Source organism: Turicibacter sanguinis (assembly GCF_013046825.1).
GTDB lineage: Bacteria > Bacillota_I > Bacilli_A > MOL361 > Turicibacteraceae > Turicibacter > Turicibacter sanguinis.
In genome coordinates, this window is record NZ_CP053187.1 from 1,787,445 (window position 1) to 1,813,147 (window position 25,703).

Sequence of the window (25,703 nt, forward strand, 5' to 3'; positions counted from 1 at the left end):
AGAGGAGAGATAGGATGGGATTTTTAATTGATGAAAAACGCCAACTGTTTGGATTAGAAACAAATAAAACAACATATGCTTTTGCAGTTGATAATATGGGATTATTACGTCACTTATATTGGGGACCAAAAGTAAATAATCTTGAAGATTTTGACGTACCGGCTTTAGCGGAAATGTCGAGTAACGATCCAATCTTGGATTTAACGGATGAAGAATATCCAGTCTTTGGTGGGATGCGTTATAAGGAACATTGTTTAAAAGTAAACTTTGCTGATGGAACGCGTGACATTGAGTATCGCTATGTTGGGTATACGCAGACTGAAGAGACGTTAGTGATTCACTTAAAAGATGCACATTACGAGTTTGAGTTTGATTTACATTATAAAGTATATGAAGTTCAAGATTTAATCGAACGTACAGTATCGGTTCGTAATACTGGGAACGATATCATTGAAATTGAAAAAGTTCATAGTGGACAAATCCATCTTCCATATCAAGATTTAACGTTAACAAGCTCTCATGGACGTTGGTTAGCGGAGTTCCAAGAATTTAAACAACCACTTGGTCAAGGGAAAATCGTGTTAGAAAACCGACGTGGGATTTCAACGCATCATCACAATCCATTCTTTGTTTTAGATCATCAGGCATCAGAAACAAATGGAGAAGTATACTTTGGGGTTTTAAAATTAAGTGGAAACTTCCAAACGATTATTGAACCACGTCCTTATGGCGGAACGCTTGTTCAAATGGGAATCAGTTCACACGACTGTGTGATTTCACTGCAACCAGGTGAGGAATTCATGGCTCCTTCCATGTTAGTGGGTTACACGAATTCAGGATTTGAGGCGATGACACATGCCATGAATGACTTTGCTAAACAACATGTCCTGCGTGATGGAGTTCGTCCTGTCCTTTACAACTCATGGGAAGCAACTGAGTTTGATGTTCACTGTGATGAACAAATTGCATTAGCTAAAAAAGCGAAAGAGATGGGAGTCGAGTTATTTGTTATCGATGATGGATGGTTTGGGCAACGTCATTCTGATGCAGATGGACTTGGAGATTGGTATGTAAATACCGATAAGTTCCCTGAAGGATTAACCCCCTTAATCTCGGCTGTTAAAGAGATGGGAATGATGTTTGGAATTTGGATTGAACCAGAAATGGTGAATCCACCAACACAGTTATTAAAAGATCATCCGGACTGGATTTATCATTTTGAAAATCGTATGAATGATACGTCACGTAACCAAATGGTATTAAATGTAACGTTACCCGAAGTGCAAGAATTTATATTTAATATGATTGATGATTTATTAGCAAATTACGAGATTGATTATATTAAATGGGATGCAAATCGCCCAATCTCTCAAACAGGAATTTCACGTGATATGTGGTACCGTCATATTGAAGCGGTGTATGACATTGCACGCCGTGTGAAAGAGAAGTATCCAAACTTATTACTTGAAGCTTGTGCAAGTGGTGGAGGACGAGTAGACTATGGAATGTTAGATTCATTTGATGATTTCTGGACAAGTGATAACACAGATGCCTATGACCGTCTAACAATTCAACGTACTTACTCATATGTGTACCCAATTAAAGCGATGCGTGCCTGGGTAACAGATGCTAACAATCGTTCGACGATTCCATTAACATTCAAGTTCCATAGCGCTATGATGGGGACACTTGGAATGGGATGCAATATTTTAAAATTTACAGAAGAAGAGATGGAATTATCTCGTCAGTTGATTGAAGAATATAAAGAAATTCGTCATATTATCCAAGATGGGGATTTCTATCGATTAAATCCAATCACGTCAAATAACTATCAGGTATATGAATATGCAAATGAAGATGAAGCTGTCTTATTTGTCTTCTTACCTCAAACACAAATTTCACGTCTTGGCGCTTGTATTAAAATACGAGGACTTGATGCAGATGCACGCTATGAATTTAACTTAAGTGATGATCTCATCATCAAATCGGGATCGTATTTAATGAATCACGGAATTCAAGTGAAGTTATCAGGTGATTATGCAAGTACCATTATTAAATTTAAAAAAATAGCTTAACCAAAAGACTGTATCAGCTTATTTGATACAGTCTTTTTGGCTAATGAGGGGGGGATTGTTTTTTGTAATTTAAGTAAAATAAACTGATTTTTAGTTTTATAAAACGGAAAACGATAACTTCAATGTTTTTATATAGGTGTAAACGGTTTTTCAAAGATAGTTTAATGGAAATAAAAAAGGAATAATATGATCTATTTTCAATATATTTTCGTTTAAAAGTCGCTATTAAAGGTAAAAAAATAAATAAATTTTACTCAAATATGTTGTAAAACGATTTCACACGTGGTAGTATATAACCATGATAGATGATGTAAGCAATTACAGAAAACGATTGCTTTCAAACCAAAAAGGAGGGGGAGTTAGTGATGAAACTAACTGCTAAAGCGAAATATTCGTATGGTATAGGGGCATTAGGAAAAGATTTAGTTTATGGTATTGTGGGGACCTATTTAATGTTTTATTTTACAGATGTTGTGGGGTTAGCTCCAGCGTTTGTCGGAACATTATTCTTAGTTGCACGTATTTGGGATACAGTAAATGATCCAATGATGGGAATGATTGTAGATAATACCAAAACTCGATTCGGTAAATTTAGACCTTGGATTTTAATCGGAACACTTATTAATGCTGTTGTGTTAATTTTCTTATTCAAAAAACCTGATTTAGAGGGATTACCTTTATATGCTTACTTCTCAGTGATGTATATTTTATGGGGGATGACGTATACCATTATGGATATTCCTTATTGGTCAATGATTCCTTCTTTAACAAAGGATAAACAAGAACGTGAACGTGTGGCTGTTATTCCTCGTATCTTTGCTAGTATCGGTGGTTTAACAATTGGAACATTTGGTTTAACATTTGTTGCCCTTCTTGGGGGTGGAAACGATGTTAAAGGATTTGAATTATTAGCAGTTGTCATTGCAGCCATCTTTATTTTAAGTTCTGTGATTACCTGTCTTAATGTTAAAGAGCCTTCAACATTAACGGCTGAAGGAACAGATAAAAAAGCAGACCGCGTAACATTCAAACAAATGACTCAAATTATCCGTAAAAATGATCAGTTAATGGTCTTCATGGGTGTTGTATTATGTATGAATTTAATGATGCAACTTTTAGGTGGAATGGCGATTTACTACTTTAAGTATGCAACAGGTAATGATGGAATGTTCAAAATTTACAATGGAACAGCAGGACTTGCTGAAATTGGTGGTTTATTATTATTCCCGATTTTAGCTCGTAAAATTGGACGTCAAAAATTATTTAAAGTGGGATGTTTCATTCCAGTTATCGGATTGGTCGGGTTATTATTCTCAGGATTATTAGCACCAAATCAACCGATCTTCACCATGATTTCAGCCATTTTAGTACGTGGTGGAGGAGGGTTCGTCTTAGCTTCAACAACCGTTATGCTTGCAGATGTTGTTGACTATGGGGAATTTAAATTAGGAACACGTAATGAAAGTATTATCTTCTCTGTTCAAACGTTATTAGCAAAAGCAGCGTCAGCCTTTAGTGGATGGGCGATTGGTGTAGGGTTACAATTAATGGGATATGAAGCGAATCAATTACAATCTGCTGGAACAATTATGGGAATGCGTGGATTAATGATTTTCGGACCGATTGTGTTTATCATCTTATGCTTCGTCATTTACAAAAAGTTCTATAAGTTAAATGGAGATTTCCATGAGGAAATCATCATGGAATTAGAAGCACGTCAAGCTTTAAAACCTGCAAAGATTCAAGGATAATAAAGAGCCTCAGCGATAGCTGAGGCTTTCTTTTTAGGTAAAAACGATGATGAAATGACAAAAAAGAAGATAATTTAATCAAATGAATAAGAATACGAGCAGATGTGTTAATACAGTCAAAAATATGTCTTTTTAAATAAAATTCAGGCAATCATTTTCCGACAATCAATCAAAGAATGGAGAAGAAGCCTGTCATATTAACGGAAAATCGACATTGTAAACGGTTAACTATTCGTATTGTTGGATAGTTTTGTAAAATGATAGATTTTCAAAAATGGGTAAGGATGCTAAAATGTTGTTATATGTTTATTTAGGTTTAACTGGGGGGAATTATAGATGCGAGTATACGAATTTGCACGAAAATATAATATGACAAGTAAAGAAGTTGTAACGGTATGTCAAGAACTAGGGATTGAGGTCAAAGCTCAATCTAAATTAAATGATGAATCTCTTGAAGTACTGAATGGACGTTTAAGTCAAGGAAAAGACACAGAGGTAAAAGAGATAAAAGAGGTCGTGAAGCCTACAGTCATTAAACGTCAAAAAGTTAAAAAACCAATGTTATATGTGGTAACGGAATGTGAACCATTTACAAACCTTGGAGAGCTTGGAAAAGTTTCGAAAGCATTTGTTGAAGCTCAAGAGGGAGATGTAATAGTGGCTTTACCAAAGTATTTAAATATATCTGAAACATTTGGAAATGAAATGGATTGGCTTATGGATTTACCGGTTAAATTCGGAACACATGAAGCTCGTGCTTCAATTTTTAAATTAGTAGAAGGAAATGTGACGTATTTATTTGTTGGAAATGATCACTACTTCCACCGTAATGAGATTTATGGATTCGCAGATGATGTGGAACGTTTTGCTTTCTTTAATCGTGCCATCTTAGATGTGTTACCTCTTTTAGGAATGCAAGTGGGTGAAATTCAGGTGAATGAATGGCATACAAGTATGTTACCGTTAATGTTACATGTTGATTATCATCAACATCCTTATTTCTCGAAAGTCAAAACAACGTTAAACATTCATAATTTAGAATATCAAGGTTGGTATGATGCAAGCATTTTAACAGAAGTATTAGGAATCAGTCGTGAGTATTATGACAATGGATTGACACGTATGGGGGATTCTGTTAACTTACTAAAGAGTGGAATTGAAACAGCACATAAAGTCGTTTTAACAGATATTAGTGCTGGGCAAATGAAGTTAGATGGAATGGTGAACAGTGGAATTACGGCTGTTTTGGAAAATAAAGTCCTAAATCAAGCAGTATAAGAGATGATGAGTTGTTTCAACAGAAGGTGAAACAACTCTTTTATTTTTCATTTTAAGAGAAGAAAGGAGGACTAAATCTAAATCCGTTAGTTGATTTAGTTTGAAAAGAAGTGCATAATAAAGGTATCTAAAAAAATCAAAATAAGATTCAGAATAAATGGTTAATATTCTGTCTCGTGATAGAAGGTGAATCCATATGTCAATTCAGCGTAATGCGCCATGTTGGTGTGGTAGCGGGAAAAAATATAAGCAGTGTCATTTAGATTATGATCGAGTAGTTGAAACATACAAGCGTAAAGGGATTGTGAAAACACCTGAACAAATTGAAGGAATTCGCCGTGCAGGTATTGTGAATACGAAAATTTTAGATCGTGTGGCACAGTTTATCAAAGCAGGAATTTCAACGGAAGAAATCAATACGTTAGTCCATAACTATACGATTGAATTAGGTGGGACACCGGCACCGTTAAATTATCAGGGATTCCCTAAAAGTACATGTACGTCAATTAATGATGTTGTTTGTCATGGAATTCCGTGTGAGGAAGAAGTTTTAGAAGAGGGAGATATCATTAATGTTGATGTCACAACAATCGTTGACGGTTACTACGCAGATGCTTCGCGTATGTTCACGGTTGGAACTGTTTCAAAAGAAAATGAAGATTTAATCCGTGTGACGAAAGAATGTTTAGAGCTTGGATTAGCGGAGGCAAAACCAGGGAATCATATTGGCGATATCGGTGCTGTCATTGAAGAACATGCTAAAAAACACGGTTATACAGTAGTCGCTGAAATTGGTGGTCATGGAGTGGGAGTTGAGTTCCATGAAGAGCCGTTTGTACCACACGTTGGAAAGCGTGGAACAGGTCCATTAATTGTGCCAGGTATGACGTTTACAATTGAACCGATGATTAACATGGGAAGGGCAGATGTTTGCCAGGATGAAGAGGATGGATGGACAATCTTCACAGAGGATGGAATGCCGAGTGCTCAGTGGGAATATACTATTTTAATCACAGAAGATGGAAGTGAGATTTTAACTCATTAGTTGAAGAGGACGTTAAGTCCTCTTTTTTTACATCATTAAGGTAATGGATAATCAAGATTGTTGAGTTAACTAGGTGGTATCGTATTTAAATGAGTAGGAAAGTTACGGAGAAGGCTTGCATGTGATTGCTATCGGTAAAAAAATTTTATTTACCTTAATGGATGGGGTGCATCATGATCAAATCAACGTAAAGAAGAGGTAGAAAATTAAAGTTTCTACCTCTTTTTTTTATTTAATGGATAAATACTAGGCGCCATGCTATAATTTGTAGAAAGATGTAGAAACATCGTGAGGGGGAAAAACTAAATGAAAAAGTATAAGAGTGTTTTTGTGGGGATTGGAGTGGTTATTGTAACACTGATTGTGTTGAGTATGTGTACAACAAAGATTAAACCAGGGTATGTAGGTGTTGTTTATAGTTTAAATGGTGGAATTAAAGGTCAAGTATTAACGCAGGGGTTACATGTTGTTAATCCACTTTATAAAGTGACGAGCTATTCAGTGGCAACAGAACAAGGATATTTATCTGCGGATTCGAAAGAAGGAGCAAGTGGAGATGATAGTTTCTTAATTCCTACTTCTGATGGAAAAACAGTTAACATTGATTTGGAGTATTCTTATCATTTTGACAGTGAGTTATTACCACAAACTTTTACCAAGTTTAAAGGTCAAGATGGAAAGGAAATTGAAGAAACATTTATGCGCGGAAAATTAAAGACGTGGGTTGGAGAAGTTTCATCAAAGTTTTCAGTAATTGATATTTATGGTGATAAACGTACAGAATTAAATGCTAATGTTTTAGAGTATGTAAAAGATAAATTTTATGAATATGGAATAGTAATTGACTCAGTCAATGTTTCCCGTATTGGATTAGATGCTCAAACAGAAGAGGCGATTCAACTAAAAATTAATAAGCAACAAGAGCTAGAAACAGCTCGTTTAGATAAAGAAAAAGCAGAAATACAGGCTGAACAAAAGTTAGTAGAAGCACAGGCTGAAGCAGATGCGAAAAAAATTGAAGCTCAAGCTGAAGCAGATGCTGAATTGATTAAAGCAGAAGCTCAATCGGAAGCTAATCGTATGATTTCAGAGTCATTAACTGAAGAGTTATTAAAATTAGAACAAATTCAAAAGTGGAGTGGAGAAGTTCCGCAAGTGCAGGGAGCCTCAACGCCAATTATTAGTTTGGATTAATATGAAAAGGAGTTGTCTTTTTTACAGATAACTCCTTTTTTCTATAAAGGTTAATAAATTTCGTGAAAACGATTTACCTTAATAAAAATCTATGATAAAATATTACTATAATTATTAATAAAATTTAGTAAAATATTTTCCGAAGGGGAGGAATCGGGTATGAAAACAACAGAAGAAATTCAATCAGTGTTAATGAATCCAGAAATTTTTGAAATCAACCGTTTAAAGGCACATAGTGATCATCGTTATTATCAAACATTAGCAGAAGCAGTGTCTAAAGGTGAGATGACGTGGCGCCACTCATTAAATGGACAATGGTTATTTAAATATAGTGAAAATGTGATGGAGCGTCCAGTTGGGTTTGAAGCGTTAAACTTTAATCTTGATGGATTTGAGCGTATTAATGTTCCAGGGCATATCCAATTACAAGGTTATGATAAACCACACTATGTGAATACTCAGTATCCTTGGGATGGGCATGAAGAATTAAAACCTCCATACATTCCAGTTAACTATAATCCAACGTCATCTTATGTGACTTACTTTGATGTGCCAAAAGAGTGGGGTGGGCAACCAGTTTGTATTTCATTTCAAGGGGTCGAGACTGCTTTTAACGTTTGGTGTAATGGAGAGTTTGTTGGATATAGTGAGGATAGCTTTACGCCAAGTGAGTTTGACTTAACAAATTTTATCAACCGTGAAGGTGAAAATAAATTAGCAGTTCAGGTTTATAAATGGTCAACAGGAAGTTGGCTTGAAGATCAAGATTTTTGGCGTTTATCAGGAATCTTCCGTGATGTTTATTTATTCACGAAACCAACGACTCATGTCGAAGACTTATTTGTGAAAACAACACTAAAAAATGACTATCAGGATGCAATGGTCAGCGTAGACTTCAGGGTAATCGGTGAAGAGGCAACGATTGTCGCACAATTAGTGGATGGAGAAGGTCAAGCTGTAGCAAGTGGAACTTGCGAAGTGGTAAATGAAACAGCACACCTTGAATTAGAAGTAGAAGGTGCTCACTTATGGAGTGCAGAACATCCGTATCTTTATCAATTGCAATTAGAAGTGAAAGTGAAAGGTGAAGTTGTTGAAGCGATTTGTCAACGTGTTGGAGTCCGCCAATTTGAAATGATTAATAAAGTGATGCACTTAAATGGAAAACGTATCGTCTTCCGTGGAGTTAATCGCCATGAATTTAGTGCGACTTATGGACGTAGTGTCACAAATGAAGAAATGGAATGGGATGTTAAATTCTTAAAAGAATATAACTTCAATTCAGTTCGTACGTCACATTATCCAAATGCGTCTTACTTCTATGAATTATGTGATGAGTACGGTCTATATTTAATTGATGAAACGAATCTTGAAACACATGGAACTTGGCAACGTATGGGGGCAGTTGAAGAAAATGACGTGACACTTCCAAACGGACGTCCTGAATTTTTAGAAATTATTTTAGATCGTGCAAAGTCAATGCTTGAACGAGATAAAAACCACCCAAGTATTTTAATTTGGTCTTGTGGAAATGAAAGTTTCGGGGGAGAAAACTTATATAAAATGTCGGAGTACTTCAGACATCGTGATGAAACGCGCTTAGTCCATTACGAAGGGGTATTCTGGGATCGTCGTTTCAATGGGACATCGGATATGGAAAGTCGTATGTATGCAAAGGTTCCAGAAATCCGTGAATACTTAGATAATAATCCTGAAAAACCATTTATTTTATGTGAATATACCCATGCAATGGGCAACTCAAATGGTGGAATGGATCGCTACATTGAATTAGAAAATGAGTATGACATGTACCAAGGTGGATTCATTTGGGATTATATAGATCAAGCATTATGGACTGAAGATCGATATGGTAAGCCATATTTAGCGTTTGGTGGAGATTTTGGTGATCAGCCAACGGATTATAACTTCTGTGTCAATGGAATTATTTATGCTAATCGTGAAGCATCGCCAAAAATGCAAGCGATTAAAGGAGCATATCAACCATTTACAATTGAAGTTAAAGACGGTGGGGCGCAAATTCAAAACAAGAACATGTTCACAAATTTAAATGAATATACTCTAAAGTGGGAAATTGTGCGTGGTGAAGAAGTCGTATCATCTGGTGAGAGATACTATGATTTAGAACCATTATCAACTGGTTTCATTGATTTAGGGATCAATGTGACTCCACATCAGGAAGAACAAGTGATAACCATCTCAATTTGTTTAAAAGAAGACACAATGTTTGCTCCATGTGGTCATGAGGTAGCATTTGGTCAGTTAATTGTGGATGCAGTTAAAGAAGAAGAGATTCGTCCTGTTAAAGCGTTCCAAATTGCAAATGGTGACGTGAATGTTGGAATTAGCGGTGAAGGATTTGAGGTCATATTTGCTAAAAACTTAGGACGTATGGTTTCAATGAAATATGATGGGATTGAGTATATTCACCAACCAAACTTATCGTTAATGCCAAATTTCTGGCGTGCATCAACGGATAATGATCGAGGAAATCAAGCGCCGATTAGAATGGCACAGTGGAAGTTGGCTTCGATGTATGCCTTCAATGAATTTATGGAAATTAATCGTCTTGAAGAAGGATTAGAAGTTATTTTTACTTATAATTTAAATACAATGCCAGTTTCGCATGCAATTGTTAAATACTTCATTAATAGTTATGGTCAAATTCACGTGACAATGAGTTATGAAGGTGTTGAGGGATTACCAAACATGTTTAAGTTTGGAATGGATTTAGCGATTCCTTGTGAGTTCAATACGTTAACTTGGCGAGGATTTGGACCTGATGAAACGTATGCAGACCGTGAGTTTGGAGCACGCTATGGAACATTTACGAACAAAGTAGCTGACAATCTAGCGGCTTATGTGATTCCTCAAGCATGTGGAAATCATACGGGAGTACGTTATGCAACGTTAACAAACGAATCAGGAGCAGGGTTAAAAATTACAGGAGATGCTCCATTAAGTTTCTCAGCGCTTCCGTACACATCTCATGAGTTAGAAGCGGCGTTCCATCATTATGAATTGCCACCTGTTCACAAAACAGTTCTTTCAATTAATCATCAGGAAATGGGAGTTGGAGGCGATGATTCTTGGGGAGCGCGCCCAGACGCAAGATTTGAATTGCCAGCCAACATGAAGTATGAATATAGCTTTGTAATTGAGTCAGTAAAATAGTTAAAATTCTTAGCACCTGAACTTTTTATAGTTTAGGTGTTTTTTTTATAGAAAGTTAATTTTTATTATTTCAACTTTATAAAGAAAGCGTTAATATTAAATCTAAGTATTCATATGAAAGGATATGATGGATGCTTAATGAGTGTTTGATTTTATGAGGAGAAAAGATTTCATCGTGATGTTTTCTGATGAGGGTTCATGCAAAAAATTAATTTATGAGTGGGGGATTAAAGTATGAAAACGACGCAAGAGATTCAGTCAGTGTTAATGAATCTAGAAATTTTTGAAATTAATCGTTTAAAAGCACATAGTGATCATCGTTATTATCAAACATTAACAGAAGCCATTTCTAAAGTACAGATGACATGGCGTCGCTCATTAAATGGAGAATGGTTATTTAATTATAGTGAAAACGTGATGGAACGTCCGGTTGGATTTGAAGCGTTAAATTTTAATTGTCAGAATTTTAATCGTATTCATGTTCCAGGCCACATTCAATTACAAGGTTATGATAAACCTCATTACGTAAATGCACAGTATCCTTGGGATGGGCACGAGGAGTTAGTCCCACCCTATATTCCGACGACATTTAATCCAACGGCTTCTTATGTCACTTACTTTGAAGTACCAAAAGAGTGGGAAGGACAAACGGTTTGTATTTCATTTCAAGGGGTTGAGACCGCCTTTAATGTCTGGTGTAATGGAGAGTTTGTTGGATATAGTGAGGATAGCTTTACACCGAGTGAATTTGATTTAACAAACTTCATCAACCGTGAAGGTGAAAATAAATTAGCAGTTCAGGTTTATAAATGGTCAACAGGAAGTTGGCTTGAAGATCAAGATTTTTGGCGTTTATCAGGAATTTTTCGTGATGTTTATTTATTCACGAAACCAACAACGCATGTGGAAGATTTATTTGTGAAAACAACACTAAAAAATGACTATCAGGATGCAACGGTAAGCGTAGACTTCAAGGTAATCGGTCAACAGGCAACAATTGTTTCACAATTAGTAGATGCAAATGGACAGGTTGTGGCTAGTGGAGCTTGTGATGTTTTTGATGGATGTGCAAAATTAGAGTTAGATATCACTAATGCTCACTTATGGAGTGCAGAACATCCGTATCTTTATCAATTGCAATTAGAGGTAAAGGTAAAAGGTGAAGTTGTTGAAGGGATTTGTCAACGTGTCGGAATTCGTCAATTTGAAATGATTAATAAAGTGATGCATTTAAATGGGAAACGCATCGTGTTCCGAGGTGTAAATCGTCATGAATTTAGTGCAACTTACGGACGTAGTGTAACAAAAGAAGAGATGGAATGGGATGTGAAATTTTTAAAAGAGCATAATTTTAATGCAGTTCGTACCTCACATTATCCAAACGCTTCGTATTTCTATGAGTTATGTGATGAATATGGATTATATTTAATTGATGAAACGAATCTTGAAACTCATGGGACTTGGAAGTATGGTGTTTCGGTTGAAGAAAATGAGCCGGCTATTCCAAACGGACGTCCTGAATTTTTAGAAATTATTTTAGATCGTGCAAAGTCAATGCTTGAACGAGATAAAAACCATCCAAGTATTTTAATTTGGTCTTGTGGAAATGAAAGTTTTGGGGGAGAAAACTTATACAAAATGTCACAGTACTTCCGTGAAGCTGATGAAACCCGCCTTGTTCACTATGAAGGAGTTTTTCATGACCGCCGTTATCATAAAACATCAGATATGGAAAGTCGCATGTATACGAGAGTTCCTGAAATTCGTGAATACTTGGATAACCATCCTGAAAAGCCATTTATTTTATGTGAATATACCCATGCAATGGGCAACTCAAATGGTGGAATGGACCGCTACATTGAGCTTGAAGATGAGTACGAGATGTACCAAGGTGGATTCATATGGGACTATATTGATCAAGCGTTATGGACAAAGGATCGCTACGGTAAGCCATATTTAGCGTTCGGTGGAGATTTTTCTGATCAGCCAACGGATTATAATTTCTGTGTCAACGGAATTATTTATGCGAATCGTGAAGCATCACCAAAAATGCAAGCGATTAAAGGGGCATATCAACCCTTTACGGTGATTGTAAAAGAGGGTGGAGCACAGATTCAGAACAAGCATTTATTTACGAATTTAAATGAATATACACTGAAGTGGGAGGTTGAATCGGGTGAAAAATTAGTAGCATCTGGTGAGGGATACTATAACTTAGAACCATTATCAACAGGATTTATTGATTTAGGAATCGATATGACGCCACGTCAGGAGGAATTAGTGGTAACTGTTTCAATCTGTTTAAAAGAAGATAAATTATTCGCTTCATGTGGACATGAGATAGCATTTGGTCAATGCATCATAGAGGCAGTTAAAGAAGAAGCAGCTCAACCTGTAAAAGAATTTACGATTGTAGAAGGTAGTACAAATGTTGGAATTCATGGTGAAGGATTTGAAGTGCTGTTTGGTAAAATACTCGGGCGCATCGTATCGATAAAATATGATGGTGTGGAGTATATTCATCAACCAAACTTATCATTGATGCCAAGCTTCTGGCGAGCGGCGACTGATAATGATCGTGGAAGTCGAGCTCATCTTCAATCTGCACAATGGAGAACAGCAACCCTTTCTTCATTCCATGAAAAATTAGAATTTAATCGACGTGTAGACGGCTTAGAAGTAATCATTACGTATAATTTAAATACCATTCCAAGTTCTCATGCTATCGTGACCTACTTTATTAATAGTTATGGACAAATTCATGTTCACATGAGTTATAAAGGTATTGAAGGCTTACCAAATATGTTCAAATTTGGAATGGATTTAGCGATTCCATGTGAGTTTAATACATTAACATGGCGAGGATTCGGGCCAGATGAAACATATGCTGACCGTGAATTTGGGGCTAAATATGGAACTTATACAAATAAAGTTGCTGATAATGTAGCAGGATATGTGATTCCTCAAGCATGTGGAAATCACACGAGAGTACGTTATGCAACCATAACGAATGCAACTGGAGCAGGATTAAAAATTACAGGAGATGCTCCATTAAGTTTCTCAGCTTTACCTTATACATCTCATGAATTAGAAGTAGCGTTCCACCATTATGAATTACCACCTGTCCATAAAACAGTTCTTTCGATTAACGCTCAAGAAATGGGAGTTGGAGGTGATGATTCTTGGGGAGCACGCCCAGAAGCGAGATTTGAATTGCCTGGTAACGAAAATTATGAATACAGTTTTGTGATTGAGCCGACAAAATAAACTAACAGGGGACCTTGCTAAGTGAAGGTCCTCTTTTGTTTTGAAAAAAGAGCCTTTAAATTTTAAAGGATCTTTGAAACTCCTGTTAAATGATTATTGAAAATATTTCACTTATTGATGCATTTGTTGTCAAGCGCTTGTTTCGAATGTAGTAGATTTTTTTGTCTAAAAGATTATGTACGTTTTCTTTGAACTAAGGAGGAATCTCGCGAATATAGTTTATTAGATGAAACAAGCAACCAGAAACACTTCAAACATTAAAGGAGTTGTTACCTATGAGAGTGTATCAAATTAAATTTAATTCAGTTGAAGAGGTTAAAAAATTCGTTAATATTGTTGGAAAATATGGATATGAAATCGAATTAGAGCGTGATGGTCATAAGGTTGATGCGAAATCAATCATGGGGGTTTTAAGTCTCGGATTCGAAAGACCCTTAAATTTAATTGCTTCTACAGAAAATGCAATTAGTTTACAAAAAGAAATTCAAGGTTATTTATTATAAGATTTTAAACCAATGACAAAAAAGGGGAGGTGTCATTGGTTTTTATTTTGTAAAAGATTTTGGGATAAAAAAATAGAGAGAGGTCGTAGGTGGATATCAGAGAATAGCCTATAAAATTCCGTTTAAATATTAATAATTTTTAGTTAAAAAATAAAGTTTCTAACTCATTATTCGACATTTTGAAAAGTAAATATGTAAAAATTGTAGAAAATACATTATCAATTCATTGGTTTTTTGAATAGAAACGATTCAAATTCGTTAATCTTAATAATCTTCCTAACAACAAATAAAAAAACGATTAAATTTTAGAAAATAATATAACATTTCTATTCAATCTGTGTTACAATGAAACCGTTAACATAGTAACTGATTTAAACTTTAAATTACTAAAAAAACTAAAAAAACTAGGGAATAGTTTCAAGATAGTAGGGGCAAGCATTAAAAGTTTATGTTAGTTATTGATTAAGTTAGAGGGGGATTCAAAAATGAAAAAAGTAACATCGTTATTGTTTGCAGCGACATTAGCAGCTGCAGGTTTAGCTGGATGTAGTAGTGGAAATGAAACAAAATCTGAAACGCCAACGGATTCATCAAGCAATACTGAAGTAAAACCTGAAACGACAACAGACTCAACATCTGGAGATAAAGTAGAAATTAAGTTATGGTTAGATTATGATAATTATGCAGAAGCATTAGAAGAAGCAATCGAAGCAAAATACTCTAATATTGATATTGTTTGGGAACACGTAGAATCAACTCAATCTAGAACTAAGTTAGAGTTAGATGGACCGGCAGGGGTTGGACCAGATATTTTCTTACAGCCACATGATACAATGGCACAATCGATTCAAGGAAATATTTTATTACCACTTGGATCATCTTTAAGTGAGAATGTAAAATCACGTTTTATTGAGAGCGCTGTTGAAACGGCAAAATCAGGAGATCAATATTATGGTGTTCCAATTTCAACTGAATCAATTGCTTTATTCTACAATAAAACATTATTAGAAGAAAATGGATTTGATGTTGCGACAACGTTTGAAGAAGTAAAAGCACAAGGAGATGTGTTTAATAATGCGGCTGAAAATAAATTCATCATGCGTTTTGAAGCGGGGAACGCCTATACGATGCAATTTTTCTTAACAGCAAACGGTTACCAATTATTTGGAGCGGATCATACTGACCCAAATGCAATTAATTTCGATTCTGAAGAGGCAATTGCTGGATTAGAATATTTCAAATCTATGCAAGAATATTTACCAGTCCCTTATGCTGACTTAACAACTGATACCGTTGAAGTTGAGTTCGGTAAAGGAACTGTGCCATACGTTATCGTTGGTCCATGGGCTATTTCTGAAATTAAAAACACAGCAGACTTTGAATGGGGAATTACAACCATTCCAACGATTAATGGGGTTCAACCATTAACATTCTCTGGGAATATCATTGCATCTATTAGTGCTTACACACAACATCCTGATGAAGCACGTCAAGTATTAGAATACATGATTTCTGATGAAGGATTAGAAATTCTTTATAAAGTTCGTGGAGCAATTCCAGCCTTACAAGATCCAACTGTTATTGATGGACTTTCTGATGATGCTTATGTAATGGGAGTTCTTGAACAAGCTCAATTCTCTGAACCGATGCCAAGTATTCCTGAAATGGCAAGTTTCTGGGCACCTGCTGAAACAATGTATCGTTCAGTTTGGGAAGGGTTAGCGACTCCACAAGAAGCGGCTACAAAAGCCATGTCAGATTACGAACAAGCATTATTGTTAGTACAATAATTTAATTTTGAAAGAAGTTATCTAGTTTGGGATAGCTTCTTTTTTTTAGATAAATAATAAGCTAAAATACTGTATTGATGTAAACTAAATATTTAGGATGTCTTGATTATTAAAGGAAAACAATAGATGCGATGATGAAAATAAGGAGTTTAGTTATGAAAGTTGGCGTTATTTCAGATACTCATAATGTTTTAAGAGAAGAGGTGTTAGATTATTTAAAAGACTGTGATTATATTATTCATGCAGGTGATGTCTGTCAGGTAGAGATTATGGAACGTTTAAATCAGATTGCTAAAACGTTCGTGGTAGCAGGAAATAATGATAAAGCACTCGATCTTCCAAAAGATTTAGAAATTGAGTTGGGTGAAATCTTAATTTATGTTGTACACGATAAATTAGATATTCCTAAAAATATGAATCATGTTAATCTTATTATTTATGGTCACTCACATAAGTATGAGTATGAGGAACGTGAGGGGATTAAGTATTTAAATCCCGGTGGTTGTGGACGTCGGCGATTTTCATTACCATTAACCATGGCAATCCTTCATCTAAATGATGATCATATGGAAATTGAAAAAATTGACTTACAATATTAAAAGGAGCATGTCATTAAAGAATGCTCCTTTTTTGTGTTTATGGAATCAGATGAATCCAACCATAAGAATCAGGTATTAATCCCCACTGAATTTTTGTAAGAGTTTCATAAAGTTTATGAGTGAGAGGACCGGTTTCAAAACCATTAATGATAATTTCATCTCCCTTATAATAAAGTTCTCCAATGGGTGAAATAACGGCAGCAGTTCCTGTACCGAACGCTTCAGTTAAGGTTCCATTATGGCCTGCGTCCATTAATTCTTCAATACTTAAAAGTCGCTCTTCTACCGTGATGCCCCAGTCTTTTAGAAGATGGATAATCGAATTACGAGTGACCCCAGGCAAAATAGAACCGTGAAGAGGGGCTGTAATTACCTTGTTATCAATCACGAACATGGCATTCATTGTTCCCACTTCTTCAATATATCGACGATGAATCCCATCTAACCATAATACCTGTGTATAACCGTGCTCTTTCGCTTTTCTCTCGGCGACGATGCTTGAGGCGTAATTTCCACCGCATTTTGTGAATCCCGTTCCCCCGATGACAGCTCGAACATATTCATCTTCAACCCAAATTTTAACAGGGTTCACGCCTTCAGGATAATAGGAGCTGACTGGTGATAAAATGATGATGAATTTGTATTGTTTTGATGGATGAACGCCAACTCCCGCTTCGGTTGCAAACATAAAGGGGCGGATGTATAGAGAGTGTTCAAACTCATCTGGAATCCAATCCTGTTCGTATTTGACGAGTGTTTCAATCGCTTTAATGAATAAATCCTCAGGAACTTCAGGCATACAAAGTCGCGCATTGGATTGATTTAAGCGATGAGCATTTAGTTCAGGTCTAAATAAAGCAATTTGACCATCTTGTAATTTATAGGCTTTTAACCCTTCAAATGTTTCTTGAGCATAGTGAAACACCATGCAAGCCGGGTCGAGTTCAATCGGTCCGTAAGGAATAATTTTAGCATCGTGCCAACCGATTCCTTCTGTATAATCCATTGTAAACATATGATCGGTAAAATATTGTCCAAACCCAAGAGGTTCACCACTCGGTTTTTTCTTGAGATGATTTGAACGTTCAATTTTAATATCCATTATGATTCCTCCTTATGCACAAAAAGAGACTATGCAAGTCTCTCATCTGATTTGACCTTTGATTCAATCCCTTTGTACATGAACACTAGGTCGTTGTAGTGAAATTTATTTTTGTGGTAAAACTGTGCGGCATCTACGTTATTAGTCATCAAGGTAATACCAGCTAGATTTCTTTCTTTCACATACTTCTCCATAAATCGAATCAAGTGTGTTCCATATCCACGATGTTGAAGATCCGGTGAGATATAAAACTCATTTATATTCAATTCATCGTGACGCCACCATGTGCGTTCATGACAAAGTGAAACTCCAACAATTTCTCCATCGTCTTCAAGTAAAAAACCAACAAAGCGTGGCATTTGAGTGAGTTCTTCAATATAGGTTTTAGCTTTTTCAGTAGACCAGCGACAATCCCAAGTCGTTGTATTATAAACTTCAATTAAAAGGTGGGCACAAGCTGCTAGATGTTCGGGCTCGTAGTAGATAATCCTCATTCATTTCACTCCTCTTTCAAGTCTTATACTTCTAACATATGAAGGAGTAGGGGAGTTTATTAAAAACTTCGAAAAAAAGTGATTCATGAGTTTTATCGTAATTGAGGAGAAGATAGCCTATTAGCAGTAAGGAGTTATAAGTTAACTTTTTAAGTAATAGGATGAAATCATTTATTTGGTTAGTTCTTGTACAAAATAATAAAAGAGGTGACTTCTAATGAGCCACCTCTTTTGTTATTTTGTAAATGTGAAGGTTGTTTCTTGAGTATAAATTTCGCCTGGTTTTAAAACTTGTGATTCGAAATCAAATGGAACTAAATGTGTTTCAAAACAAGCCCCTAAATGATTTTCTCCCATACGACCATTTTCAAATGTTAAATCTGGTGTTAGGAAATTTCCGGCATAAAATTGCATAGAAGGTGAGGTTGTTGAAACTTTTAAGGTGCGATTTGAATCTAAATGTTTAAAGACAACGGCATGGTCAATATCGCTTAGAAGATATAAGTGATCATATCCTGATGTGTTTTCAAATAAGGGTAACACTTCTTTAGACTTATGATTAACAATCGTTGGTTGATTGAAATCAAATAATGTTCCTTTAACCGGTACTAATTGTGTTGTAAATGATAAGTTTTCATCCACCTCAGCAACATAATCAGCTTTAATTTGTAACTCATGATTATAAATGTTTTCTTTTAAGTTACCTGATAAGTTGAAGTATGCATGTTGTGTTAAGTTTACAATGGTATCTTGATCGGTTGTGGCTTCATAAGTGACTTTAAAGTTGTTTTTGTCAAGAAGGTAGCATACTTTAACTGATAAGTTTCCAGGGAATCCATTTTCTTGATGTGGTAGTGTCGTTGTTAAGGCATAACCTGATGGAATTTCTATCACGTCAAAGTTAGCATAAGTTAAACACTGTGCACCACCATGTAAATTATTAGGTCCATTGTTAAGATCAACGTTAATCGTCTGGCCATTTAATTCGAAGATTCCGTTTTTAATACGATTTGAGGTACGTCCGATAATCGTATTTAAGTAACATCCGTTATCAAAGTAAGATTCAATATTCTCGTAAGCAAGTACTAAGTTTTCACTGTAGTCATCACTTGCAAGAGCAATTTTAGTGATTGCCCCTCCAAGATTTAAAAAACGAACTTCTAACTCTTCATTTTTCATGCTATATTCAACCACATTGATGCCATTGAATATACCTTTTTCAACTGTTTTGTATTCCATTTTTATCCCCCTTAATCATTCATTATAAACTACTTGAACGTCGAATAAGACGAGTCGGAATCGTTACTTTTTTTGCAATTTCACGATCATTGGCAATGCGTTCAATAATTAAGTCAATCGCTGTATCCCCCATGTGTTTTGTATTCATATCAATGGTTGTTAATGATGGAATCGTATACTGTGCTAGTGAGATATTATCATAACTAATAATTGAGACAACATCTGGTACTTTAATGTTATTTTCATTTAATGCTTTTAAGCATCCAATGGCCATCGCATCTGATGCCACGATATAAGCATCAAGAAGATGATCTTTTTTGATAATCTCAGACATGATTTCATACCCTGAATCAGCTGTAAAAGCTCCAAGATAAACATGGCTTTGATTAAATCGTTTCATTTTTGTCATTTCATCAATATAAGTAGTTAAACGCATATCAAGAAGTTCTTGTCCATCTAATGTTTTTTCAATTCCACAGATAAATCCGATTGAATTTAATTTTAAATCTACTAAATATTTAATAATATCTTTTGTTGCTTCTGTTAAATCTGCCATCACGACATCGATATTATAGTGTTTTGAATAGCAGTCAACTAAAACAAGATGGGGATTGATTTCATACAGTTTATCAATCTCATCATGACTGTATTTTCCGAGGGCAATTAATCCATCTAAATTCATGGCAGCAATATCTTCAAATGATTTCATTGGAAGATAGATTTTTTCTAATTTTATATTTTGAACCTGACATTGGTTTTCGATAGCTAATCGAATTGACATATAATACGGATCTGTAATTTCTTCTGCTACTGAATACCAGTAAACTAATCCAATTGTTAATCCGGATGTCTTTTTTGTTGTTTTGTTACGACGACTAAGTGGAACATAATTCAATTTTTCAGCAGTTGCCATAATTTTTAAACGAGTATCATCTGATACATTAAAGTTTTTATCTTGATTTAAAACTCGAGAAATGGTTGTAATAGAAAAACCAGTTAAGTCAGCAATATCTTTAATTTTTGCCATAAGGCGCCTCCTTTCTATGAATAATGAATATTTTTATCACTATTTTCACTATTATTTTATCATCATCTTTCATAAAATAAAACAGAATAGCCGAAACATTTCAAAAAAATGTAAGGGTTTTAACAAAATACTATTGATTTTTTTAGTAAAAAAGTATAAAATTTTAGTACAGAAAGAAATCGTCAAGTAAAAGAACGAATAAAGGAATAGAAAAATTAAAAAAAGAGAGGGAAATGAAATGATGGTTGAAAATATGAAAGAAGCATTTGAAAAAGTATTCGGTGAGGGGAAAGAAACCAAAATGTTTTTCTCTCCAGGACGTGTTAATTTAATTGGGGAGCATATTGATTACAATGGGGGATGTGTATTTCCATGTGCAATTACTTATGGGACTTATGCAGTTGTATCAGAGCGTGAAGATAAAAAAGTTCGTTTATATTCAGGAAACTTTGAAGAACGCGGCATGATTGAATTTGAATTAACAAATTTAGCTCATACAGAAGATGAAAACTGGAGTGCTTATGTTAAAGGGGTTATGGTCCAATTTTTAGAAGCAGGATATGAAATTGCGAATGGATTCGATGCCTACGTCTTTGGAACAATTCCAAATGGATCAGGATTATCGTCTTCAGCATCACTGGAATTATTAGTGTCACAAATTTTAAAAGAATTAAATGGTTATGATATCACAATGGTTGATATGGTGAAGTTATCACAAAAGGCTGAAAACGAATATGTAGGTGTTAATTGTGGAATTATGGATCAATTTGCGATTGGGATGGGGAAAAAGGACTCAGCTATTAAATTAAATACAAATGATTTATCATATGAGTATGCAGAAGCTAATTTAGGGAATCATTCTATTTTAATTATGAATACAAATAAAAAACGTGAATTAGCGGATTCAAAATATAATGAGCGTCGAGGAGAGTGTGAGGCGGCATTAGAATTATTAAAAACAAAAGTAGATATTAATTTCTTATGTGATTTAAGTGTTGCTGAGTTTGATAATGTCTCAAGGGTATTAAATAAAGATATTTTATATCGCCGTGCAAAGCATGCTGTAACGGAAAATGAACGTGTTAAATTAGCCATTGATGCATTAGGAAGTGGGGACTTAAGACGTTTTGGAAAATTATTAAATGCTTCACATAAATCATTACGTGATGATTATGAAGTAACAGGGACGGAATTAGATACAATTGTTGAACTAGCTTGGGCACAAGAAGGTGTGCTAGGAGCTCGTATGACGGGAGCAGGATTTGGTGGATGTGCGATTGCGTTAGTTAAAAATGAAACATTAGAGACAGTTAAACAAGCAATCGCAAAAGGATATAAAGAAGCCATTGGCTATGATGCAGATTTATATGTTGCCACAATTGGAGATGGAACAAAAACTTTAGTTTAAGGGGAGAAAAGGCATGAATATCAATTATGAAATTAATCGTCTCATCAGTTTTGCATTAACTCATCACATGATCGAAGAAGCTGATGTCGTATATACTGCAAATAAAATCATCGATATTTTAAGATTGCCTGCATTTGAATATGAAGAAGTTCAATTAGAATCGATGGAAAATCCAAGTGAAATTTTAGAAGCTATTTTAGATTATGCTGCTTCAACTGGTGTACTAGAATGTGACAGCATCGATCATCGTGATTTATTAGATACTAAAATCATGGACTGTTTAATGCCACGTCCATCTGAAGTGATTAAAACATTTAATGGACTTCATGCTAATAATCCTAAAGTTGCGACAAGTTATTATTATAATTTAAGTAAGGCTTCGAATTATATTCGAGTAAGCCGTGTTGAAAAAAATTTAAGTTGGAAATCATCAACTAAATATGGTGATTTAGATATTACGATTAATTTATCAAAGCCTGAGAAAGATCCAAAGGCGATTGCGATGGCGAAAAGTCTACCAAGCTCAAATTACCCAAAATGTTTACTATGTAAAGAAAATGTTGGGTATGCTGGGACATTAAATCATCCAGCACGTCAAAACCATCGTATTATTCCTTTAACGTTAACAAATGAAGAATGGTTCTTGCAATATTCTCCGTATGTTTACTATAATGAGCACTGTATCATTTTAAAAGGTGCGCATGAGCCCATGAAAATTTCAGCCAAAACATTTGAACGCTTATTACAATTTGTAGAACAATTTAAACATTACTTCATTGGATCAAATGCAGACTTACCGATTGTCGGGGGATCTATTTTAACACATGATCATTTCCAAGGTGGAGCTTATGAATTTGCAATGGAGAAAGCACCGATTTTAAAAACGTTAAATGTTTTAAATTTTGCAGATGTTGAAGTTGGTTTTGTGAATTGGCCACTTAGTGTGTTACGTTTAAAATCAACGGATCGTCATCGTTTAGTAGAACTTGGGGATATTATGTTAAAGCATTGGCGTGGGTATAGCGATGAATCATTAGGAATTTTAGCTTATACAGATGAAACACCTCATAATACGATTACACCAATCGCTCGTTTTAAAGAAGGAAAATATGAGTTAGATTTAGTGTTACGTAATAATCGTACATCTGAAGATCATCCTGATGGAATCTATCATCCTCATGCTCACTTACATCATTTGAAAAAAGAAAACATTGGGTTAATTGAGGTTATGGGATTAGCTGTTTTACCAGGACGTTTAAAAGATGAATTAGAGGTAGTAAAAGAAGCCCTTATTTTACGAGATGCAGATGTCTTAATAAATGCTAAGTTAGAAAAACATGTGCCATGGCTTGAGGAAATGCTAAGACGTTATGAAGCGGTGGAAGTTTGCAAAGCCATGTCAATTATTGAAGCAGAAGTAGGTTCTAAATTTGTAGAGATTTTAGAATGTTGTGGCGTTTATAAACTAGATGAAGAAGGATTAGCGGGGATACAACGCTTTATTAACTCAATTAATCGTTCATTTTAAGGAGGAAGTTAAATGAAAGTTTTAGTAACAGGTGGAGCTGGCTATATTGGTTCTCATGCCGTTTATGCATTAATTGAACAAGGGCATGACGTCGTAGTCGTTGATAATTTAGTGACTGGGCATCGTGGGGATGTTCATCCGGAGGCGACTTTCTATCATGGAAGTATTGCAGATTATCGTTTTATGACAGAGGTCTTACGCAAAGAATTGGTAGATGGAGTCATCCACTTTGCGGCTTACTCTTTAGTCGGGGAAAGTATGACAAATCCATTTAAATATTATGATAATAACATGAGTGGAACAAATGTTTTATTAAAAGCAATGGAAGACTGTGGGGTAAAAAATATTGTCTTCTCATCTACTGCTGCCACATACGGAGAAGCACAAAATATTCCAATCCTAGAAACAGATCCAACAAACCCGACAAATGTTTATGGAGAAACAAAATTAGCAATGGAACGTATGATTAACTGGTACCATAAAGCTCATGATACAAATTATGTTTCATTACGTTATTTCAATGTAGCGGGAGCACATGAATCAGGATTAATTGGGGAGAAACATGATCCTGAAACGCATTTAATTCCAATTATTTTACAAGTTGCATCAGGACGTCGCGAAGCGATTAATGTTTTTGGTGATGATTATGAAACAGCAGATGGGACTTGTATCCGTGACTACATTCACGTTTGCGATTTAGCAGAGGCTCATATTTTAGCGATGCAATATCTTGTAAACGGTGGAGAAAGTACAATTTGTAACTTAGGAAATGGGGAAGGATTCAGCGTGCTTGAAATGATTGAAGCAGCACGTGAAGTGACGAACCACCCAATTCCAGCGATTATTTCACCACGTCGTGCAGGTGATCCGGCAAAGTTAATTGCTTCTAGTCAAAAAGCAAAAGAAATTCTAGGTTGGATGCCAAAGCATCCGGCAGTTAAAGATATGATCGCAAGTGCGTGGGCGGTTGAACAAAAACGAATAGTAAAATAACAGCGAAAAACGATAGCAGGTGCTATCGTTTTTTTACTTAAATTGAGATAAAGGGGAAGAAAAATTGACAAAAAATGATAAAATAAAACCTATAAAAAGACTATATAGACAATAAGTGTCCATGTTCTATGGTATAATAGGAAAGAAATGGTGAAGTTATGTTACAAGGGAAAGATTTAAAGTTTAATCGGATTTTATCCATTTATCAACGCATAATAGAAGGGCGAGTTTTAAATAAACAACAATTAGCTCTAGAATTTGGTGTTAGTGAAAAATCCATTCAACGCGATATTGAACATTTAAACATTTATCTAGGGGAACAAACGGAGCGAGCTGACTTAATGATTAAGTATAGTCGGAAGCAAGGTGGATATATTTTAGAAAATGCTGAACAATATCATTTACGCCGAGAGGATATTTTTGCAATCATCAAAGTTATGTTGGGGACGCGGGCGTTTAATCAAAAAGAAATGAATGATTTGATTAACATGTTGTTAAAACAGATGGATCAATCTAATCAAAAGATGATTAAGGAATTGATTGGGAACGAACTTTTAAATTATGTTCCATTGCAGCATAATGAAGAACTATTAACAAAGGTCTGGGAATTTAGCGAGATTATTCAAAGAAGACAGGTTATTGAGATGTCTTATACACGCGAAGATTTTATTACAATTAAGCGTTATCTACAGCCAGTTGGCATTATTTTTTCTGAGTATTATTTTTATTTAATTGCTTATATGGAAGAATTGAAGCCGAATGCTTTAGATTACAATCACGTTAAAGATGATCATTTACGTATTTTTAGAATTGATCGCTTTAATGATTATAAAGTAATCAATCGAAATTTCTACGTCCCTTATTCAAATCGCTTTGAAGAGGGAGAGTTTAGAAAAAGAATTCAGTTTATGTATTTGGGAGAACTTTTACGTGTAAAATTTGAATTTTATGGCCCTCGAATTGAACCAGTCCTTGACCGTCTTCCAACAGCCACTATTATCGAACAAGATTTTAATAAATTTGTTGTTGAAGCAGAGGTCTATGGTAGAGGGATTGACATGTGGTTAAGGAGTCAGGGGAGTGCAGTTAAAGTACTATCACCTAGTAGTTTAGTTGATGAGATGAAAAAAGAAGCACAACGAGTTTTAGAGTTGTATTTAGAGTAAAAAATTTTTGAATTGAGAAGATTAGAGAGAATTTTGGGTAATGTCTTGATTC

At 35.1% G+C, this 25,703-nt stretch carries 18 protein-coding genes; 14 read left to right on the forward strand and 4 right to left on the reverse strand.

The features are described from left to right. Positions 1-14: 14 nt before the first annotated feature. The 10 genes from HLK68_RS08670 to HLK68_RS08715 all read left to right on the forward strand — a co-directional run bounded on the left by HLK68_RS08670 (position 15) and on the right by HLK68_RS08715 (position 16,694). On the forward strand, positions 15-2,075 hold the full coding sequence (locus tag HLK68_RS08670; RefSeq protein WP_006784371.1) for an alpha-galactosidase: 2,061 nt from the start codon (positions 15-17) through the stop codon (positions 2,073-2,075). A 365-nt stretch (positions 2,076-2,440) separates the two neighbouring features. After that, positions 2,441-3,826, forward strand: coding sequence for a melibiose:sodium transporter MelB (gene melB, locus HLK68_RS08675; protein ID WP_009607003.1), 1,386 nt, complete (start codon positions 2,441-2,443; stop codon positions 3,824-3,826). Between the two features lie 336 nt (positions 3,827-4,162). Then, positions 4,163-5,104: a translation initiation factor IF-2 N-terminal domain-containing protein gene (locus HLK68_RS08680; RefSeq protein WP_006784369.1), complete on the forward strand. Its 942-nt coding sequence runs from the start codon at positions 4,163-4,165 to the stop codon at positions 5,102-5,104. Positions 5,105-5,300: 196 nt separating this feature from the next. After that, positions 5,301-6,149 carry a methionyl aminopeptidase gene (locus HLK68_RS08685; protein WP_132942757.1) on the forward strand — a complete coding sequence of 283 codons (849 nt, stop codon included), beginning with the start codon at positions 5,301-5,303 and terminating at the stop codon, positions 6,147-6,149. A 306-nt stretch (positions 6,150-6,455) separates the two neighbouring features. Then, entirely contained in the window at positions 6,456-7,343 is an 888-nt protein-coding gene (locus HLK68_RS08690) for an SPFH domain-containing protein (protein ID WP_132942756.1), read from the forward strand. Positions 7,344-7,502: 159 nt separating this feature from the next. Then, the gene (locus HLK68_RS08695; protein ID WP_132942755.1) at positions 7,503-10,535 is read left to right on the forward strand and encodes a glycoside hydrolase family 2 TIM barrel-domain containing protein; all 3,033 of its coding nucleotides are present in this window, start codon (positions 7,503-7,505) and stop codon (positions 10,533-10,535) included. A 234-nt stretch (positions 10,536-10,769) separates the two neighbouring features. Continuing rightward, entirely contained in the window at positions 10,770-13,802 is a 3,033-nt protein-coding gene (locus HLK68_RS08700) for a glycoside hydrolase family 2 TIM barrel-domain containing protein (protein WP_132942754.1), read from the forward strand. Positions 13,803-14,077: 275 nt separating this feature from the next. Beyond that, entirely contained in the window at positions 14,078-14,305 is a 228-nt protein-coding gene (locus HLK68_RS08705; protein ID WP_009607006.1) for an HPr family phosphocarrier protein, read from the forward strand. 485 nt (positions 14,306-14,790) lie between these two features. Further along, positions 14,791-16,095, forward strand: a complete 1,305-nt coding sequence (locus tag HLK68_RS08710) for a sugar ABC transporter substrate-binding protein (protein ID WP_055165452.1) — start codon at positions 14,791-14,793, stop codon at positions 16,093-16,095. A 155-nt stretch (positions 16,096-16,250) separates the two neighbouring features. Further along, positions 16,251-16,694: a metallophosphoesterase family protein gene (locus HLK68_RS08715; protein ID WP_055165449.1), complete on the forward strand. Its 444-nt coding sequence runs from the start codon at positions 16,251-16,253 to the stop codon at positions 16,692-16,694. A 37-nt stretch (positions 16,695-16,731) separates the two neighbouring features. Here the strand turns inward: HLK68_RS08715 and HLK68_RS08720 are convergent, their stop codons facing one another. The 4 genes from HLK68_RS08720 to HLK68_RS08735 all read right to left on the reverse strand — a co-directional run bounded on the left by HLK68_RS08720 (position 16,732) and on the right by HLK68_RS08735 (position 20,556). Beyond that, positions 16,732-17,796, reverse strand: coding sequence for a branched-chain amino acid aminotransferase (locus HLK68_RS08720; RefSeq protein ID WP_006784361.1), 1,065 nt, complete (start codon positions 17,794-17,796; stop codon positions 16,732-16,734). A 29-nt stretch (positions 17,797-17,825) separates the two neighbouring features. Next, positions 17,826-18,290 (reverse strand): GNAT family N-acetyltransferase, encoded by a 465-nt coding sequence (locus HLK68_RS08725; protein WP_006784360.1) that lies wholly within the window; start codon positions 18,288-18,290, stop codon positions 17,826-17,828. A gap of 234 nt (positions 18,291-18,524) precedes the next feature. Continuing rightward, on the reverse strand, positions 18,525-19,529 hold the full coding sequence (locus HLK68_RS08730; RefSeq protein WP_055165447.1) for an aldose epimerase family protein: 1,005 nt from the start codon (positions 19,527-19,529) through the stop codon (positions 18,525-18,527). Between the two features lie 22 nt (positions 19,530-19,551). After that, positions 19,552-20,556, reverse strand: coding sequence for a LacI family DNA-binding transcriptional regulator (locus HLK68_RS08735; protein ID WP_006784358.1), 1,005 nt, complete (start codon positions 20,554-20,556; stop codon positions 19,552-19,554). Between the two features lie 238 nt (positions 20,557-20,794). On the opposite strand from HLK68_RS08735, the gene HLK68_RS08740 reads away from it, so the two are divergent. From HLK68_RS08740 to HLK68_RS08755, 4 genes are all read left to right on the forward strand, one after another. Further along, the gene (locus HLK68_RS08740; protein WP_006784357.1) at positions 20,795-21,964 is read left to right on the forward strand and encodes a galactokinase; all 1,170 of its coding nucleotides are present in this window, start codon (positions 20,795-20,797) and stop codon (positions 21,962-21,964) included. A gap of 13 nt (positions 21,965-21,977) precedes the next feature. Beyond that, positions 21,978-23,492 carry a UDP-glucose--hexose-1-phosphate uridylyltransferase gene (galT, locus tag HLK68_RS08745; RefSeq protein ID WP_055165445.1) on the forward strand — a complete coding sequence of 505 codons (1,515 nt, stop codon included), beginning with the start codon at positions 21,978-21,980 and terminating at the stop codon, positions 23,490-23,492. Positions 23,493-23,504: 12 nt separating this feature from the next. Beyond that, on the forward strand, positions 23,505-24,485 hold the full coding sequence (gene galE / locus HLK68_RS08750) for a UDP-glucose 4-epimerase GalE (protein WP_006784355.1): 981 nt from the start codon (positions 23,505-23,507) through the stop codon (positions 24,483-24,485). A gap of 158 nt (positions 24,486-24,643) precedes the next feature. Then, positions 24,644-25,651, forward strand: a complete 1,008-nt coding sequence (locus HLK68_RS08755) for a helix-turn-helix transcriptional regulator (RefSeq protein ID WP_132942753.1) — start codon at positions 24,644-24,646, stop codon at positions 25,649-25,651. Positions 25,652-25,703 lie beyond the last annotated feature (52 nt).

Excerpts from the sequence above, each read along its gene's own strand:
- HLK68_RS08670 (WP_006784371.1), top strand. The coding sequence starts at position 15 with ATGGGATTTTTAATTGATGAAAAACGCCAACTGTTTGGATTAGAAACA.
- melB (WP_009607003.1), top strand. The coding sequence starts at position 2,441 with ATGAAACTAACTGCTAAAGCGAAATATTCGTATGGTATAGGGGCATTA.
- HLK68_RS08680 (WP_006784369.1), top strand. The coding sequence starts at position 4,163 with ATGCGAGTATACGAATTTGCACGAAAATATAATATGACAAGTAAAGAA.
- HLK68_RS08685 (WP_132942757.1), top strand. The coding sequence starts at position 5,301 with ATGTCAATTCAGCGTAATGCGCCATGTTGGTGTGGTAGCGGGAAAAAA.
- HLK68_RS08690 (WP_132942756.1), top strand. The coding sequence starts at position 6,456 with ATGAAAAAGTATAAGAGTGTTTTTGTGGGGATTGGAGTGGTTATTGTA.
- HLK68_RS08695 (WP_132942755.1), top strand. The coding sequence starts at position 7,503 with ATGAAAACAACAGAAGAAATTCAATCAGTGTTAATGAATCCAGAAATT.
- HLK68_RS08700 (WP_132942754.1), top strand. The coding sequence starts at position 10,770 with ATGAAAACGACGCAAGAGATTCAGTCAGTGTTAATGAATCTAGAAATT.
- HLK68_RS08705 (WP_009607006.1), top strand. The coding sequence starts at position 14,078 with ATGAGAGTGTATCAAATTAAATTTAATTCAGTTGAAGAGGTTAAAAAA.
- HLK68_RS08710 (WP_055165452.1), top strand. The coding sequence starts at position 14,791 with ATGAAAAAAGTAACATCGTTATTGTTTGCAGCGACATTAGCAGCTGCA.
- HLK68_RS08715 (WP_055165449.1), top strand. The coding sequence starts at position 16,251 with ATGAAAGTTGGCGTTATTTCAGATACTCATAATGTTTTAAGAGAAGAG.
- HLK68_RS08720 (WP_006784361.1), bottom strand. The coding sequence starts at position 17,796 with ATGGATATTAAAATTGAACGTTCAAATCATCTCAAGAAAAAACCGAGT.
- HLK68_RS08725 (WP_006784360.1), bottom strand. The coding sequence starts at position 18,290 with ATGAGGATTATCTACTACGAGCCCGAACATCTAGCAGCTTGTGCCCAC.
- HLK68_RS08730 (WP_055165447.1), bottom strand. The coding sequence starts at position 19,529 with ATGGAATACAAAACAGTTGAAAAAGGTATATTCAATGGCATCAATGTG.
- HLK68_RS08735 (WP_006784358.1), bottom strand. The coding sequence starts at position 20,556 with ATGGCAAAAATTAAAGATATTGCTGACTTAACTGGTTTTTCTATTACA.
- HLK68_RS08740 (WP_006784357.1), top strand. The coding sequence starts at position 20,795 with ATGATGGTTGAAAATATGAAAGAAGCATTTGAAAAAGTATTCGGTGAG.
- galT (WP_055165445.1), top strand. The coding sequence starts at position 21,978 with ATGAATATCAATTATGAAATTAATCGTCTCATCAGTTTTGCATTAACT.
- galE (WP_006784355.1), top strand. The coding sequence starts at position 23,505 with ATGAAAGTTTTAGTAACAGGTGGAGCTGGCTATATTGGTTCTCATGCC.
- HLK68_RS08755 (WP_132942753.1), top strand. The coding sequence starts at position 24,644 with ATGTTACAAGGGAAAGATTTAAAGTTTAATCGGATTTTATCCATTTAT.